Genomic DNA, 14,491 nt, shown 5'->3' with positions numbered 1-14,491 from the left:
AAAATCGCGCAGATGGGCCGGTCTCGCACAGGCGACGTGAGTTTTTCGGTGCCCTTTAGTCGTTGTCTCGGGGTAGCCCGCGGCTTGATCTGGGGGAGATATTCCTTGTGCGTTTCATCTGCTGACATCGGCGGCGCTCGACGTCTGTCGCTCCTGGCCCTGCTGATCCTGCTTCTGTTCGGCGCCACGGTGTCGGCTGAGCAATTCCAGATTGCCGATATCCGGGTCGAGGGGCTGCAACGCATTGCGCCCGGCACGGTCTTCAATTATCTGCCGGTGCAGGTCGGCGATACGGTGGGGGACGACGTCACCGGCAATATCATCCGCGCACTCTATCAGACCGGGTTCTTTGAGGACGTGCGGGTGGAGCGCGACGGCAGCGTCCTGGTCTTGAGCGTTCAGGAACGTCCCTCCATCGCCAAGATCGAGTTCGTCGGCAACAAGGACATCGACGCCAAGTCCCTGGAGAAGGGGATGGAAGAGATCGGACTCAAGGAGGGGCGGGTGTTCAACCGCTCGGTGCTGGACCGTATCGAGCAGGAGCTGGAGCGCCAGTATTACGCGCGCGGCAAGTACGGTGTGCTTGTCACCTCCACCGTCTCCCCGTTGGCGCGCAATCGCGTGGCCATCCGCATCGACGTGACCGAGGGTCTCACCGCCCGTATCAAGCAGATCAATCTCATCGGTAACAAGGCTTTCGACAGCAAGGCGCTGCTCAAGCTGTTCGAGTTGGGTACGACCAGTTGGTACTCCTTTTACGCGAAGAACGATCAATACTCCAGGCAGAAGCTGGGCGGGGACCTGGAACGGCTGCGCTCGTTTTATCTGGATCGCGGCTTCATTAAGTTCGATATCAAGTCCACGCAGGTCTCGATCAGTGCCGACAAAAAAGAGATCTACATCACGGTGGTGATGGACGAAGGCAGCCCTTACACGATAAGCGACATCAAGTTGGCCGGTCAGCCGGCGGTCCCGGTGGCGAAGGTCATCCCCCTGATCCAATTGCGCCGGGGCGAGCCGTTTTCCCGCAAGCTGACCACCGAGAGTTCCGAGCGCATCCAGAGCCTGCTGGGCGACGAGGGCTATGCCTTCGCCAACGTCAACCCGAGTACCGAGATCAACGACACCACCAAGCAGGTGGCCGTCACCTTTTTCGTCGATCCGGGTAAGCGGGTCTATGTCCGCCGCGTCAACATGAAGGGTAACACCAGAACCCGTGACGAGGTGTTGCGGCGCGAGATGCGTCAACTCGAGAGCGCCTGGTTCTCCGCGGCCCTGGTCAAGGAGTCGCGTGAGCGCCTCAATCGCCTCGGCTATTTCGACGACGTCACCACCGAGACGCCGGCGGTTGCGGGTTCGGCGGATCAGGTCGACGTCGATATCAATGTCAAGGAGAAACCCGCGGGTAACCTGATGGCCGGTATCGGTTATTCCCAGTCCCAGGGGATTCTGTTAAACGCCAGCATTAATCAGAATAACTTCCTCGGCACCGGCAAGCGTGTCTCCCTGGCGTTCAATACCAGTACGGCGACCACCCTGTATCAGTTCAGTTACCTCAATCCCTATTACACCGTCGATGGCATCAGTCGCGGGTTTGACCTGTCGTATCGCAAGACTGACTTCACTAAGTTGCTCAACACGACTTATACGAGCTACACCACGGATGTCGGCGTCGCCGGGGTGAATTTCGGGTTGCCGATCTCTCATACCAGCCGCGCGGGCTTCGGCTTGCGCTATGAAAACACCAAGATCCAGTATGACAAGCTGACGGCGCCCCTCTATGCCCCGATCGTCGTGTATTTTACCGCCAAGAACGGCTCCGTTTACGATGATTTTATTTTTAGCGCGGGCTATAGCAACGACACCCGCGACCGGGCCGTGTTTCCGACCTCCGGGTATCAGCACAGTCTCCATGGCGAGGTCTCCATCCCCGGCAGTACGCTGACCTATTACCAGATCGGCTACGAGGGCACGCGCTACATCCCACTGTTCTCGAAGGTCGTGCTCGCGGTCTTCGGTGATGTGGGTTACGGTGACGGCTACAGCAACCTCAACTCCCTGCCTTTTTTCAAGAACTACTATGCGGGCGGTCCCCACTCGGTCCGCGGTTTCGTGGCCAACAGCCTGGGGCCGCGCGAACTTTCGCTCAATTACGGCCCGTCGGGCGGTAATCTCAAGATGGTCGGCAGCCTGGAGCTCTCGGCCCCGCCGCCCATGGGTGGTGAGATCGAAAAGACCCTGCGGGTGGGTGTCTTCCTGGATGCGGGTAACGTCTGGGTCACGCAGAACCTCTATCAAGCGTTGATCTACAAGACCGGCTTTAACCTTGGGGAAGTACGTTACTCGACCGGTGTCGCGATCAACTGGCTGTCGCCGATTGGTGCCCTTTCCATCAGTCTGGGCTTCCCGCTGAACGCGAAGCCGGGCGATGATAAGCAGATGTTCCAGTTCGGTGTCGGCCAGACCTTTTAAGGGACGGGAAGCCGCGACGTGAACCCAAGGCTGGTCGGCTGCGCGATGCTGACACTCCTGCTTGCGCCGGGGGTGCGGGCGACTGATTACAAGATCGGCGTGGTGGATCCCAACCGGGTGGTGGAGCGCTCTCCGCAATACGCGGCGGCCGGCAAGGCGCTGCAGGTGGAGGTGGAAGAGCGTGAACGCAATCTGCGCCAGCAGCAGGAGCAGATCACGGTCTTGCAGAGCAAGCTGGAGCGCGATGCCGCATTGATGAGTGAGGGCGAGATGCAACTGCTGCAGAACGATATCCGCAGCCGCACCCGCAAACTCAAGTATGCCCAGGATGAGTTCCAGGAGGACTTTGCCCTGCGCCAGAATGAGCTGCGTACCAAGCTCGGCAAGCAGGTCCAGGAAGTGGTCATCGAGCTGGCGAAGGAGCTTGGCATCGATCTGGTGATTTCCGATGGCCTGGTCTATTACAACCCGCGGGTCGATATCTCGGATCTGGTGATTGAGCGGCTGAAGCGCAATTCGGCAACCAAATGAACAGCAGCGACGCGGCGAATGCAGATGGTGGCGTGACAATGGCGGGACTGAGTCTGGAGCAACTCGCGGGTTTGCTGGGTGAGCCCTTTCGCGGCGACCCGTGCACCCGCGTGGCGCGCGTCGCTGATCTCGCCAGCGCAGAGAGCGACTGCCTGAGCTTTCTCGGTGATCGCAAATACCGTGGTGCCCTCGAGCAGACGCGTGCGGGTGTCGTCATCCTCAAGGAGCCGGACGCGGCGTTGGCGTCGGTTCCCGTGCTGATCAGTCGCAACCCGTACTTGAGCTTTGCGCGGGCGGCACGCCTGCTTTACCCCGTGCCGCCGGTGGTCGGCGGTGTCCATCCCGCGGCGGTCGTCGCCCCGGATGCCTGCGTCGATGCAGCCGCGTGGATCGGTCCGACCGCGGTGGTTGAGGCCGGGGCGCAGATCGGTCCGCGCGTCTTCGTCGGCCCGGGGTGCATCATTGGGGAAGGCGTCAGCATCGGTGAAGACAGCCGACTGGTGGCGCGGGTGACCCTGTGTCGCGGGACCCGTGTCGGCAAGCGGGCGCTGCTGCATCCCGGGGCGGTGATTGGCCGCTCGGGTTTCGGCTTCGCGAAGGACGGCGAGCGCTGGGTGCGCATCCCGCAGGTCGGTCGGGTGGTGCTGGGTGATGACGTTGAGATCGGCGCCAACACGACGGTCGACCGCGGCGCGATCGGTGACACCATTATTCATGATGGGGTTAAATTGGACAACCACATCCAGATCGGGCACAACGTAGAGGTTGGTGAGAATACCGCCATGGCCGCGATGACCGGGATCTCCGGCTCTACGCGGATCGGGCGCAACTGTACCATTGCGGGGGCCGTGGGCATGGCCGGGCACCTGACCATCGGTGACCAAGTCCATTTCACTGGCCAGGCGATGGTGACCCGCTCCTTTCCGGCGGCCGGGTCCTATAGCAGCGGGATACCGGCCATGCCCAGCGCGGAATGGCGACGGAACGTGGCGCGGTTTCGACAGCTCGATGAGCTGACGCGCCGACTCAAGCAACTCGAAGCGCGCGTCGCACAGTGTAGTGCCGCGCCTGGGCAGGAGGATAACTGATGCAGGCATCTGAGCCTAAGCAGGTGGACGTGACGGCGCCGGTCGACCGGGCCGTTTCGGACGTCATCACCATGGATATTCACAAGGTGCTGAGCCTGTTGCCGCACCGTTACCCCTTTCTATTGGTCGATCGGGTGCTCGAATTCAAGCGCGACCAGCGCCTGGTCGCGCTCAAGAATGTCAGCTTCAACGAGCCCTATTTCGCCGGCCACTTTCCGATACGCCCGGTGATGCCCGGGGTCCTGATCGTCGAGGCGATGGCCCAGGCGACCGGACTGCTCGCCATGGCCTCGCGCCCGGACGAGGTGGGTGAGAAGGCCCTCTATTACTTCGTCGGGATCGACAAGGCACGCTTCAAACGGCCGGTCGAGCCGGGCGACCAGTTGATCCTGTCGGTGGACCTGTTGGCCGTGCGCCGCGGCATTTGGAAATTCAACGGCGAGGCGCGGGTGGACGACCGCCTGGTGGCGAGCGCCGAGATCATGTGTACCGCCCGGGACTTCATCGCTTGATTCACGCCTCCGCCGTCATCGACCCAGGCGCCCAACTCGATGTGGGGGTGGAGGTCGGCCCCTTCGCGGTGATTGGTGCTGGGGTCGAGATCGGCGGCGGTACGCGCATCGGACCGCATGCCGTGATCCGCGGTCCCACCCGGATCGGGCGGGACAACCGCATCTTCCAGTTCGCCTCGGTGGGCGAGGACCCCCAGGATATGAAGTACCGCGGGGAAGAAACCCGCCTGGAGATCGGTGATCGCAACCAGATTCGCGAATGCGCCACCGTGCACCGCGGGACCATCCAGGATCAGGGGGTCACGCGGATCGGCAATGACAATCTGTTCATGGCCTATACCCATGTCGCCCATGATTGTCGCATCGGCGATCATGTCATCATGGCCAATGCCGCCTCGCTGGGGGGGCATGTTGAGATCCAGGACTGGGCGATCCTCGGCGGCTTCACCATCGTGCACCAGTTTTGCCGGATCGGCGCCCATAGTTTTTGTGCCATGGGCTCGGCCGTGAGCAAGGACCTGCCGCCCTATGTGACTGTCGGTGGTCAGCCTGCCGCTCCCCACGGGATCAACAGCGAGGGACTGCGCCGCCGCGGTTTCACCCCGGCGGCCATCACCGGCATCAAGCGGGCCTACCGTGCGCTCTACCTGGGTGGACTCAAGTTGGACGAGGCCCTGGAGCGCATCCGCGGCCTGGTCGCTGAGGCCCCGGAGGTCGCTGCCCTGGCGGACTTCGTGGCCGAGCGCACCCGCAGCATCGTGCGCTGATGCAGTCGGGCGAGCTGCGGGTCGGTATCGTCGCCAACGAGGCCTCCGGCGATCTGCTGGGTGGTGCCGTCGTGGCGGAACTCCGGCGGCTGGTGCCGGGCTTGAGCTGCGTCGGGGTGGCTGGGCCCTGTATGCTGGCCGCCGGTTGCCAGACCCTGTTTCCCCTGGAGCGCCTGTCCGTGATGGGGCTCGTCGAGGTGCTCGGTCATCTGCCGGAGTTGCTCGGATTGCGCCGGGAGCTCACGCGCTATTTCCTTAAGGAACGGCCAGATGTCTTTATCGGCGTCGACGCGCCGGACTTCAATCTGGGTCTGGAGCGGCGACTGCGTGCGGCTGGCATCCGCACTGTCCATCTGGTGAGTCCCACCGTCTGGGCCTGGCGCCCGGGTCGGGTCAAGGGGATCGTACGCGCGGTGGACCTGATGCTGTGCGTCTTTCCGTTCGAGGAGGACTTCTTGCGCCGCCACCGCGTGCCGGCTCGGTATGTCGGTCATCCGCTGGCCGATCAGATCCCGCTGGAGGTCGACCGCGCGGCCGCCCGTGCGGCTCTGCATCTCCCCGAGCACGGGACCCTCGTTGCCTTGCTGCCCGGAAGTCGCCGTGGCGAGATGGAGCGCCTGGCCGTGCCCTTCATTGAGACCGCAGTGCGCTGTCTGCAGGCCCGTCCCGATCTGCGCTTCGTCGTGCCGCTGGTCAACCCGCGGCTGCACGCCTATTTCGCCGCGCAGTTGCAGCGCCTGGCCCCGGACCTGCCGGTGACCCTGGTTGCCGGGCGGGGCCGTGAGGTCATCGCCGCGGCTGATTGTGTGCTGACCGCCTCGGGTACCGCGACCCTGGAGACCCTCCTGCTCAAGCGTCCGATGGTGGTCGGCTACCGCGTTCATCCCCTGACCTACCAGGTGGCGACGCAGTTGCGTCTGGTGAAGGTCCAATACGCGGCCATGGCCAACTTGCTCGCGGGCCGCGAACTGGCACCCGAATTTCTCCAGGATCGGTGCCGAGCTGACCTGCTGGCACCGGCCGTCCTGGCGCTTCTCGACGATCAAACGCGGGTGGCTGAGATTACCGCTGAATATGCCCGCATCCATGCCGGGATGCGGCACAACGCCGCCCGCGAGGCGGCGCTGGCGGTGCTCGAATTGATTGGGCGCGCGCCTACCGCAGCGGCCTAGTTGTTGTTCGGCAATTGCCGCAGGAGAGGTGCTGAGGTGCTCACGATCTGTTCATTCAACATCAATGGCATTCGCGCCCGGCCCCACCAGTTGGCGGCCCTCAAGGCGGGGCTCGACCCCGACATCCTGGGTCTCCAGGAGAGCAAGGTGGTCGATGAGGAATTCCCGTTGGAGGCGGTGCAAGAGGTCGGTTATTGCGCGCAGTTCCATGGCCAGAAGGGGCACTATGGGGTCGCGCTCCTCAGCAAGGCGCATGCGCTGGCAGTCGAAAAGGGGTTTCCCGCCGATCCACCGGATGCCCAACGGCGCGTGATCACCGCGCGCTATGCCCTGCCTGGGAATGATGAGCTGACTGTCATCAATGGTTATTTCCCCCAGGGTGAGGGCCGCGATCATCTCGTGAAGTTTCCGGCTAAGGCGCGCTTCTATCAGGACCTGGCGGCCTATCTGCGGGAGCACTTCAGGCCCGACCAAAAGCTCGTGCTGATGGGTGATATGAACGTGGCGCCCCTGGATCTGGATATCGGTATCGGGGCGGATAACGCCAAACGCTGGTTGCGGGACGGCAAGTGCAGTTTCCTGCCGGAGGAGCGGGAATGGCTGAAGGTCATTGCCGACTGGGGCCTGTATGACGCCTACCGGGTGCTGCATCCGGCGGCCGATGACCGTTTCAGTTGGTTCGATTACCGCTCCAAGGGCTTCGACCGGGAGCCCCGGCGGGGGCTGCGCATCGACCTGATCCTGATCAGTGCCCCGCTCAAGGAGCACCTGCGCGATGCCGGCATCGACTACGCAGTGCGTGCCATGGAGCGGCCATCGGACCACTGCCCGGTGTGGGCTAGCTTTGATTTCTGAAGCGGGATGACCCCCAAACATCCGATCGGTGTCTTCGACTCCGGCGTTGGCGGTCTGACCGTCCTCAAGGAGATCCGCCGCGAACTGCCCGCCGAGGATCTGCTCTATGTGGCCGATTCCGGTCACGCCCCCTATGGTGACAAGTCGCCGGCGTTGATCGAGGCGCGGGCCGTGGTGCTCACCGAGTTCCTGATCGGGCAGGGTGCCAAGGCCGTGGTGGTGGCCTGCAATACCGCCACCGGCGCGGCCGCCCGGCTTCTGCGCAGCCGCTATCCGGTGCCCATCATCGCCATGGAACCGGCCGTCAAGCCGGCGGTCGAACTCAGCCGCAGCGGGGTGATCGGTGTGTTGGCCACCCGTGCGACCCTGGCCAGCCACAGCTTCAGCGTTCTCCTGGCGCGGGTGAGTGCCGAGGCCAGGACCCAGATCCTGCTACAGCCCTGTCCCGGGTTGGTGGAGCGGATCGAGGCGGGGGACCTGGACGGCGACTACACCCGCGCGCTGCTCGCGCACTACCTGCGACCGGTGCTGGAGCGCGGCGCCGACAGCATCGTCCTTGGCTGTACCCATTATCCCTATCTCAGGTCGCTGATCGGTGAATTGGCGGGCCCCGGCGTGGCGGTGCTGGACTCAGGGGTGGCGGTCGCCCGCCAGGTCAGGCGACGCCTGGAGACCAGCGGGCTATTGGCGCCCGCGGGGCGCTGCGGCACGGAACGCTTCTGGACCAGTGCGCACCCGGCGGCCGGTTGGGGTTTGGTCTCGCGGTTGTGGGAGGCGCCGGTGACATTGGCGCCGCTGCCGGATGATCCGGCTGAGGGGCGTTTGCCGCGGGGTTGCACGTGACCCGCGCACGGCCGGCCGCCCCTGCCTCCCCGCACGCCGCGGGCTCGCCAGGCCCGTCGGGTCAGTCCTCGCCGTCCTTATTGGTGTTGATTCTGAAGGGGACATAGGCCGGGCAAAAGCCGGTGGTGCCGGTGATCAGCAGGATGAGACCGATGACTGACAGGAACCACAGGTGCAATAAAACCCCGGCCAGTACCAATATACCGGCCGCGGCCAAGCGGATGGTGCGGTCGGTCTGGCCGACGTTTTTCTTCAGGCTCATAGTTGGAACTCCTCGTGATTTGATGGATCTTGCGACTGCGTAGGCGGCGCACTGCCGATGTTTCAGCGTTGGTTGCGTTCCGGCTCGGCGACCGCTCCAGTCCTTCGGGGGCGCTCGCGGCGGGCCGTAGCGAGCGCCGATGTCGACGTGGGCGCCCGCGTGCAGTGCGCAGCAGCGTGGGTGCGGCCGGGCGTGCCGCCATGGTCCGTGATGATAACCCCCGCGCCCGACCGGTGCTTGACTTGGAATAGCCTGGGACGCCGGTCGGGTGGGGCGACAGGCTGTGCGCTGGGCAACTCTTTCGGTGCGCTCGCCCCGACCGGCGCCGCCGCACGGCTTGCCGATCACCCGCGTCGCGGCTATGATCGGCTCGCGCTCACGGCCCGTTAACCTCGTGTTGGCCGGCGCGGTTGCCGCGTCAGGGCGCGCGAGCGCGCACCCTACGACCCGAGGTGACATTTTTTCTACAATAGACCTTTAGCGTAGTTGCGGCGCCTGCGTAGCGTGCAGATTCGCGTGGATAGACTGGAGCCATCAAAAACCATGACGAGCGGACCGCGGGCGTTGATCTGTGGAGTGACCGGCCAGGATGGCGCCTGGCTGGCGCGCTTGCTGCTGGAGAAGGGCTACGAGGTCTGGGGTACCTCCCGCGACGCGCAAAGCACCCGCGCGGCCAATCTCAATACGCTCGGCATCACCGATTCCGTGCGGCTGATTTCCATGGCCCCGAACGACTTCAGGAGCGTGCTGACCGCGCTCGACCGTAGCGACCCGTCGGAAATCTACTACCTGGCCGGGCAGAGTTCGGTCAGCCTGTCGTTTGAGCAGCCGGCCGAAACACTTGAAAGCATCGTGACTGGCGTGCTGAATGTACTGGAGACCATCCGCCTGCGCCGCAAACCGGTCCGCTTCTATAACGCGGGCTCCGGCGAGTGCTTCGGCGACACCGGCGGGGAGCCGGCCGATGAGCATACGCCATTTCGCCCCTGCAGCCCCTATGGGGTCGCCAAGGCGTCGGCGCATTGGCTGGTCGCCAACTATCGTGAATCCTATGGGTTACACGCCAGTACTGGTATCCTGTTCAACCATGAGTCACCCCTGCGCCCTAAGCGCTTTGTGACCCAAAAAATCATCCAGAGCGCCGGCCGGATCGCCGCCGGCAGTCAGGAGCGCCTGTTGCTGGGCCGCCTGGATATCTCCCGTGATTGGGGTTGGGCGCCGGAATATGTGGACGCAATGTGGCGCATGGTGCAGTTGGATACGCCGGAAGATTTCGTGATTGCGACCGGCAGTTCCCATCGCTTGGAAGAGTTCGTTGCCACGGCCTTTGCGATTCATGGTTTGGAGTGGCGTGAGCATGTGGACGAATCCCCTGACCTGTTTCGTCCCACCGACATCCCTTACAGCGGTGCCTCGCCCCTGCGCGCGCGCCAGGTCTTGGGGTGGAGCGCGGCACAGCGTATGAGCGATGTCGTTCGTTTGATGACAGAGGCCTTATGAACCTGGTGGCTTTTGCCCTCGTCTTGACCGGAGTGCTCTTGAATGCCATCGCCCAGCTGGCACTCAAGGCGAGCGTCAAGGGGGCGGGTGCCATCGATCTCAGTCTATCCGATGCCGGCGTGGCGGCCCTGCGTCTGGCGGGTGAGCCCTGGCTCTGGGTCGGCTTGGGCTGCTATGTGGTCAGCGTCGGCGTCTGGATCCTCGCGCTGTCCCGGGTCGAGGTCAGCATCGCCTATCCGATGCTGTCCATCGGCTATGTCGTCAATGCCGTGGCGGCCTGGGCCTGGCTGGGTGAATCAATGAGTTTGACCAAGGTGGGCGGGATCGGGATTATCGTGATCGGCGTGCTCGTACTGGCGAGGTCTTGAAGCAATGCAGACGTTGCCGTTTACCCGCCCGACGATCGGCGAGGCCGAGCAACGGGCCGTGGCCGAGGTTCTGGCCTCCGGCTGGATTACGACTGGACCCAAGGTCGCGGCCTTCGAGCAGGCGCTGGCGGATTACATCGGCGGCGGCGTGCGGGTGCTGGCCTTCAACTCCGGCACCAGCGCGCTGGAGGCGGCGCTCCTGGCGCACGATATCGGTCCGGGGGATGAGGTCATCGTCCCGGCCATGAGTTTTGCGGCGACCGCGAACGTGGTGCTGCGGGTGGGTGCCCGTCCGCGTTTCGTCGATGTCGATCTGCACTCGCGCAATCTCACGGCCGCGTCCGTGGCGCGGGCGATCACCGGGCACACCCGGGCGATCATGCCGGTCCACTTTGCGGGTCTGCCGGTCGACCTGGAGCCGCTCTACGCCCTGGCCCGGGAGCGCTCCGTGCTGGTGATCGAGGATGCCGCCCAGGCGCTGGGCACCCGCTACCTGGACCGGCCGGTGGGCGCGACGGGTAACCCAGTGTGCTTCAGCTTCCACCCGAACAAGAACATCACGACCATTGAGGGTGGCGCCCTGGCGATCGCCGATCCCGGGATGGCGCGGCGGCTCGCGCGTATCCGCTTCCATGGGATCGAGAAAGACGCCGAGGGCAACATTGAGGTCCCGGAGTGGGGCGGCAAGATGAACCTGTCGGATGTGAGCGCCGCCATCGGTCTGGTGCAGTTGCCGCGCCTGGATGACTTCATCGCGCGCCGCCGTGCCTTGGCCCTGCACTACGCGCACTGTCTGCCGCGCCACGGCGCGGCTCTGGTGCCGCAGGACCTGCCGGGACACAGTTGGCACATGTACTGTGTTTGTGTAGACTTCGCGGCGCTTGGCACGACGCGTCCGGCCTTCCTGAGCGCACTCGCCGCGCGCGGCATCCTCGCCGGCATCCATTACCCGGCGATCCACACCTTCGGCCTCTATCGTCGGCTCGGCTACGGCCCGGGTGATTTCCCGAACGCCGAGCGGATCGGCGCCCAGACCCTGACGCTCCCCCTGTTTCCCGCGATGGAATTGGCTGACGTGGAGCGGGTCTGCGAGGCCATGTCTAACCTTTTATCGGAATAAACCATGGTCAAGGTGGCGACCACAGCGGCGGTGGACCTGTCAGTCGTCGTCCCCGTGTATAACGAGGAGGCGGTGCTGGGCCCGCTCTTCGAGCGACTCTACCCGGTCCTTGATGCACTGGGCCTGTGCTACGAGCTCGTGTTGGTGGACGACGGCAGCCATGACCGATCGGCGCAGTTGCTGCGCCAACAATACGCGTTGCGCCCCGATGTCACACGCGTGTTGCTGCTGCGCCGTAACGTGGGCCAACACCGTGCCATCCTGGCCGGATTCGCCGAGTCGCTCGGGCGGCGGGTCCTGACCCTGGATGCGGACCTGCAGAATCCGCCCGAGGAGATCCCCAAGCTGCTCGCGGCCATGGACCTGGGGCACGACTATGTGGGCAGTATCCGGCAGGATCGTCAGGACCCCGCCTGGCGCAAGGCGGCCTCCGGGGCGATGAACCGGCTACGTGAGCGCATCACCGGGGTGCATATGACCGACCAGGGGTGCATGCTGCGGGCCTATGACCGCGAGATCGTGGATGCGGTCCTGGATTCGCAGGAGGTCGGCACCTTCGTGCCGGCCCTGGCCTATCTCTATTCCGCCAATCCCACTGAGATCGTCGTCGCCCACGAGGAACGCGCGGCGGGTCTGTCGAAATACCCGCTGTATCGCCTGATCAATCTGAATTTCGACCTGATTACCGGCTTCTCGCTGGCCCCGCTGCAGCTGTTCTCGCTGGCGGGCTTTGCTATCTCGGCGGCCTCCTTCGTGTTCGTCCTCTATCTTGCGCTGCGGCGCCTGGTCGTCGGACCGGAGGCCGAGGGCGTTTTCACCTTATTCGGTATCCTGTTCTTTCTCTGCGGGGCCATTCTGTTCGGTATCGGCCTGTTGGGTGAGTATGTTGGGCGCATCTATGCCCAATCCAACGGCCGCCCACTGTATCTGATCCGCACGCAGTTGCGGCCCCGGTTTGATTCGACCGGGGTCGACGCGTGAGTCAGCGTGCGGTGGTCTTCGCCTACCATGAGGTGGGCGTGCGCAGCCTGGCGGTCTTGCTGGAGTTGGGCCTTACGGTCCCATTGGTGGTGACCCACGAGGATGATCCCGCCGAGCAGCGCTGGTTCGCGAGTGTGCGCGAACTGTGCGCCTGGGCCGGCATCCCCTGCATCACGCCGACCCGGCCCAATGCGCCGGCGGTCGTCGCTGCGGTCCGCGCTGCCGCGCCGGACTGGCTCTTCTCCTTCTATTACCGCCGCCTGCTCGGCGCTGAATTGCTGGCGTTGCCTACGCGCGGCGCCTTCAACCTCCATGGCTCCCTGCTGCCCCACTATCGCGGGCGGGCGCCGGTCAATTGGGCCGTGCTGCACGGGGAGCGGCAGACCGGTGCCAGCCTGCACCGGATGGTCGAGGAGCCGGATGCCGGCGCCTTGGTGGACCAGCAGGCCGTCCCAATCCTCACCAACGACAGGGCCGACCGGGTCTTCGGCCGGATCGTCTGCGCGGCCGAGACCCTGTTGCTGCGCACCGTGCCGCGGATGTTGGCCGGCACCCATGAGGAGTCGCCGTTGGACCTGGCCGCGGGGAGCTATTACGGTGGCCGGCGGCCCGAGGACGGGCGCGTCGATTGGACGCGCTCGGCGTGGGACGTCCATAACCTGATCCGTGCCGTAGCCCCCCCTTATCCGGGGGCCTTCACCGAGGTGGGTGGGCGGCGGCTCGCCCTGCTGGGCAGTCATTTCCAGGGCGAGTCCGCGCGCGGCGCGGGCGCGCGTCTCTACTGGGAGGGGGCGGCCTGTTATGTCGACTGTGCAGACGCGCGGCGCACCCGCATCACCCGGCTCGCGCTGGGCGACGAGGACCTGACGGCAGCGCGTTTCCGCGCGGCCTTCGGTAGTGATATCCTTGAGTTACCCATATTAATGACCCGCGCCGTCGGCCCCGCCAGCGCTTGATCCACTGCTAGCCTATTATGAAAATACTGATTCTCGGCGTCGACGGTTTTATCGGTCATCATCTGTCCCGGCGGATCCTTGATGAGACCGATTGGGACGTGTTCGGTATGGACATGAACAGCGGCCGGGTGGCCGCCTTGATGGACCATTCGCGCTTTCACTTTTTTGAAGGCGACATCACGATCAACCGGGAATGGGTTGAATACCATGTGAAGAAATGCGACGTGGTGATGCCGCTGGTCGCCATCGCCACCCCGGCGACCTATGTCACGGACCCGCTGTCCGTTTTCGAGCTGGACTTCGAGGCCAATCTGCCGATCGTGCGCGCCTGTGTGCGCTATCGCAAACGGGTGCTGTTCCCGTCGACCTCGGAGGTCTATGGGATGTGCCCGGATGCACAGTTTCATCCCACCGAGTCCAAGTTGGTGCTGGGGCCGATCACCAAGCCTCGATGGATCTATTCCTGCGCCAAACAGCTGATGGACCGCGTCATCGCGGCCTATGGTCAACAGCAGGGTCTCGATTACACCCTGTTTCGGCCGTTCAACTGGATCGGTTCGGGACTCGATAGCCTGCACACGCCTAAGGAGGGTAGTTCCCGGGTCGTGACCCAGTTCCTCGGTCACATCGCCCGCGGCGAGCCGATCCGGCTGGTGAACGGCGGCGAGCAGCGCCGCAGCTTCACTGATATCTCAGACGGCATCAGTGCGCTGATGCACATCATCGCCAACCCGGGTGGGCGGGCGTCCGGCCAGATCTACAACATCGGCAATCCCGGTAACGATCTGTCGGTGCGCGAGTTGGCCGTGCTGATGCTGGAGATCGCACAAGAGATTCCGGAATATCGGGCCGGCGCCGCGGCCGTCACCCTCATTGATGTACCCTCCACCACCTATTACGGCGCGGGCTACGAGGACATCCAGACCCGCGTCCCCTGGATCGAAAACACCCAAACGGACTTTGGCTGGGCCCCGCGGGTCACCATCCGCGACGCCCTGCGTAACATCTTCGACGCCTATCGCGGCGAGGTGGCGGCGGCCGGCGCACTGATCGACGACTGAGGC

At 64.3% G+C, this 14,491-nt stretch carries 15 protein-coding genes; 14 read left to right on the top strand and 1 reads right to left on the bottom strand.

The window, feature by feature from the left end:
• Nucleotides 1–189 precede the first annotated feature (189 nt).
• From bamA to murI, 8 genes are all read left to right on the top strand, one after another.
• A complete protein-coding gene (bamA, locus tag QZY44_RS29005) occupies nucleotides 190–2,472 on the top strand; it encodes an outer membrane protein assembly factor BamA (protein WP_295456127.1) in 2,283 nt (760 codons plus the stop codon).
• Nucleotides 2,473–2,517: 45 nt separating this feature from the next.
• Nucleotides 2,518–3,003 carry an OmpH family outer membrane protein gene (locus QZY44_RS29000; RefSeq protein ID WP_295456126.1) on the top strand — a complete coding sequence of 162 codons (486 nt, stop codon included), beginning with the start codon at nucleotides 2,518–2,520 and terminating at the stop codon, nucleotides 3,001–3,003.
• The gene (lpxD, locus tag QZY44_RS28995; protein WP_295456116.1) at nucleotides 3,000–4,091 is read left to right on the top strand and encodes a UDP-3-O-(3-hydroxymyristoyl)glucosamine N-acyltransferase; all 1,092 of its coding nucleotides are present in this window, start codon (nucleotides 3,000–3,002) and stop codon (nucleotides 4,089–4,091) included. The genes QZY44_RS29000 and lpxD overlap by 4 nt, the downstream gene beginning before the upstream one ends.
• Before the next feature lie 71 nt (nucleotides 4,092–4,162).
• Nucleotides 4,163–4,603, top strand: a complete 441-nt coding sequence (gene fabZ, locus QZY44_RS28990) for a 3-hydroxyacyl-ACP dehydratase FabZ (RefSeq protein WP_295456125.1) — start codon at nucleotides 4,163–4,165, stop codon at nucleotides 4,601–4,603.
• Nucleotides 4,600–5,370 carry an acyl-ACP--UDP-N-acetylglucosamine O-acyltransferase gene (gene lpxA / locus QZY44_RS28985; RefSeq protein ID WP_295456115.1) on the top strand — a complete coding sequence of 257 codons (771 nt, stop codon included), beginning with the start codon at nucleotides 4,600–4,602 and terminating at the stop codon, nucleotides 5,368–5,370. The genes fabZ and lpxA overlap by 4 nt, the downstream gene beginning before the upstream one ends.
• Nucleotides 5,370–6,542: a lipid-A-disaccharide synthase gene (gene lpxB, locus QZY44_RS28980; RefSeq protein ID WP_295456114.1), complete on the top strand. Its 1,173-nt coding sequence runs from the start codon at nucleotides 5,370–5,372 to the stop codon at nucleotides 6,540–6,542. The genes lpxA and lpxB overlap by 1 nt, the downstream gene beginning before the upstream one ends.
• A gap of 36 nt (nucleotides 6,543–6,578) precedes the next feature.
• Nucleotides 6,579–7,397, top strand: coding sequence for an exodeoxyribonuclease III (xthA, locus tag QZY44_RS28975; RefSeq protein ID WP_295456113.1), 819 nt, complete (start codon nucleotides 6,579–6,581; stop codon nucleotides 7,395–7,397).
• Nucleotides 7,398–7,403: 6 nt separating this feature from the next.
• Nucleotides 7,404–8,240 (top strand): glutamate racemase, encoded by an 837-nt coding sequence (gene murI / locus QZY44_RS28970; protein WP_295456112.1) that lies wholly within the window; start codon nucleotides 7,404–7,406, stop codon nucleotides 8,238–8,240.
• 61 nt (nucleotides 8,241–8,301) lie between these two features.
• On the opposite strand, the gene QZY44_RS28965 is transcribed toward murI, so the two are convergent.
• A complete protein-coding gene (locus tag QZY44_RS28965; protein WP_295456111.1) occupies nucleotides 8,302–8,502 on the bottom strand; it encodes a DUF2892 domain-containing protein in 201 nt (66 codons plus the stop codon).
• A 543-nt stretch (nucleotides 8,503–9,045) separates the two neighbouring features.
• Between QZY44_RS28965 and QZY44_RS28960 the strand changes: the two genes are divergently transcribed.
• From QZY44_RS28960 to QZY44_RS28935, 6 genes are read left to right on the top strand one after another with little or no spacing between them, the layout of a single operon-like run.
• On the top strand, nucleotides 9,046–10,002 hold the full coding sequence (locus tag QZY44_RS28960) for a GDP-mannose 4,6-dehydratase (RefSeq protein WP_295456110.1): 957 nt from the start codon (nucleotides 9,046–9,048) through the stop codon (nucleotides 10,000–10,002).
• Nucleotides 9,999–10,370, top strand: a complete 372-nt coding sequence (locus tag QZY44_RS28955; RefSeq protein WP_295456109.1) for an EamA family transporter — start codon at nucleotides 9,999–10,001, stop codon at nucleotides 10,368–10,370. The genes QZY44_RS28960 and QZY44_RS28955 overlap by 4 nt, the downstream gene beginning before the upstream one ends.
• A gap of 4 nt (nucleotides 10,371–10,374) precedes the next feature.
• On the top strand, nucleotides 10,375–11,490 hold the full coding sequence (locus QZY44_RS28950) for a DegT/DnrJ/EryC1/StrS aminotransferase family protein (RefSeq protein WP_295456108.1): 1,116 nt from the start codon (nucleotides 10,375–10,377) through the stop codon (nucleotides 11,488–11,490).
• 3 nt (nucleotides 11,491–11,493) lie between these two features.
• Complete coding sequence (locus QZY44_RS28945) at nucleotides 11,494–12,471, top strand: glycosyltransferase (protein ID WP_295456107.1); 978 nt, start codon at nucleotides 11,494–11,496, stop codon at nucleotides 12,469–12,471.
• The gene (locus tag QZY44_RS28940; RefSeq protein ID WP_295456106.1) at nucleotides 12,468–13,427 is read left to right on the top strand and encodes a formyltransferase; all 960 of its coding nucleotides are present in this window, start codon (nucleotides 12,468–12,470) and stop codon (nucleotides 13,425–13,427) included. The genes QZY44_RS28945 and QZY44_RS28940 overlap by 4 nt, the downstream gene beginning before the upstream one ends.
• 17 nt (nucleotides 13,428–13,444) lie before the next feature.
• Nucleotides 13,445–14,488 carry a bifunctional UDP-4-keto-pentose/UDP-xylose synthase gene (locus QZY44_RS28935; RefSeq protein ID WP_295456105.1) on the top strand — a complete coding sequence of 348 codons (1,044 nt, stop codon included), beginning with the start codon at nucleotides 13,445–13,447 and terminating at the stop codon, nucleotides 14,486–14,488.
• Nucleotides 14,489–14,491 lie beyond the last annotated feature (3 nt).

This window comes from uncultured Thiodictyon sp., from assembly GCA_903837595.1.
Classification (GTDB): domain Bacteria; phylum Pseudomonadota; class Gammaproteobacteria; order Chromatiales; family Chromatiaceae; genus Thiodictyon.
Note: the sequence above shows the minus strand (reverse complement) of the source record. Positions and strands in the feature narration are given on the sequence as shown.

What these genes read in the sequence shown, in the direction of transcription:
- QZY44_RS29000 (WP_295456126.1), top strand. Translation starts at nt 2,518, where the DNA reads ATGCTGACACTCCTGCTTGCGCCGGGGGTGCGGGCGACTGATTACAAG.
- lpxD (WP_295456116.1), top strand. Translation starts at nt 3,000, where the DNA reads ATGAACAGCAGCGACGCGGCGAATGCAGATGGTGGCGTGACAATGGCG.
- fabZ (WP_295456125.1), top strand. Translation starts at nt 4,163, where the DNA reads ATGGATATTCACAAGGTGCTGAGCCTGTTGCCGCACCGTTACCCCTTT.
- lpxB (WP_295456114.1), top strand. Translation starts at nt 5,370, where the DNA reads ATGCAGTCGGGCGAGCTGCGGGTCGGTATCGTCGCCAACGAGGCCTCC.
- murI (WP_295456112.1), top strand. Translation starts at nt 7,404, where the DNA reads ATGACCCCCAAACATCCGATCGGTGTCTTCGACTCCGGCGTTGGCGGT.
- QZY44_RS28965 (WP_295456111.1), bottom strand. Translation starts at nt 8,502, where the DNA reads ATGAGCCTGAAGAAAAACGTCGGCCAGACCGACCGCACCATCCGCTTG.
- QZY44_RS28960 (WP_295456110.1), top strand. Translation starts at nt 9,046, where the DNA reads ATGACGAGCGGACCGCGGGCGTTGATCTGTGGAGTGACCGGCCAGGAT.
- QZY44_RS28955 (WP_295456109.1), top strand. Translation starts at nt 9,999, where the DNA reads ATGAACCTGGTGGCTTTTGCCCTCGTCTTGACCGGAGTGCTCTTGAAT.
- QZY44_RS28950 (WP_295456108.1), top strand. Translation starts at nt 10,375, where the DNA reads ATGCAGACGTTGCCGTTTACCCGCCCGACGATCGGCGAGGCCGAGCAA.
- QZY44_RS28945 (WP_295456107.1), top strand. Translation starts at nt 11,494, where the DNA reads ATGGTCAAGGTGGCGACCACAGCGGCGGTGGACCTGTCAGTCGTCGTC.
- QZY44_RS28935 (WP_295456105.1), top strand. Translation starts at nt 13,445, where the DNA reads ATGAAAATACTGATTCTCGGCGTCGACGGTTTTATCGGTCATCATCTG.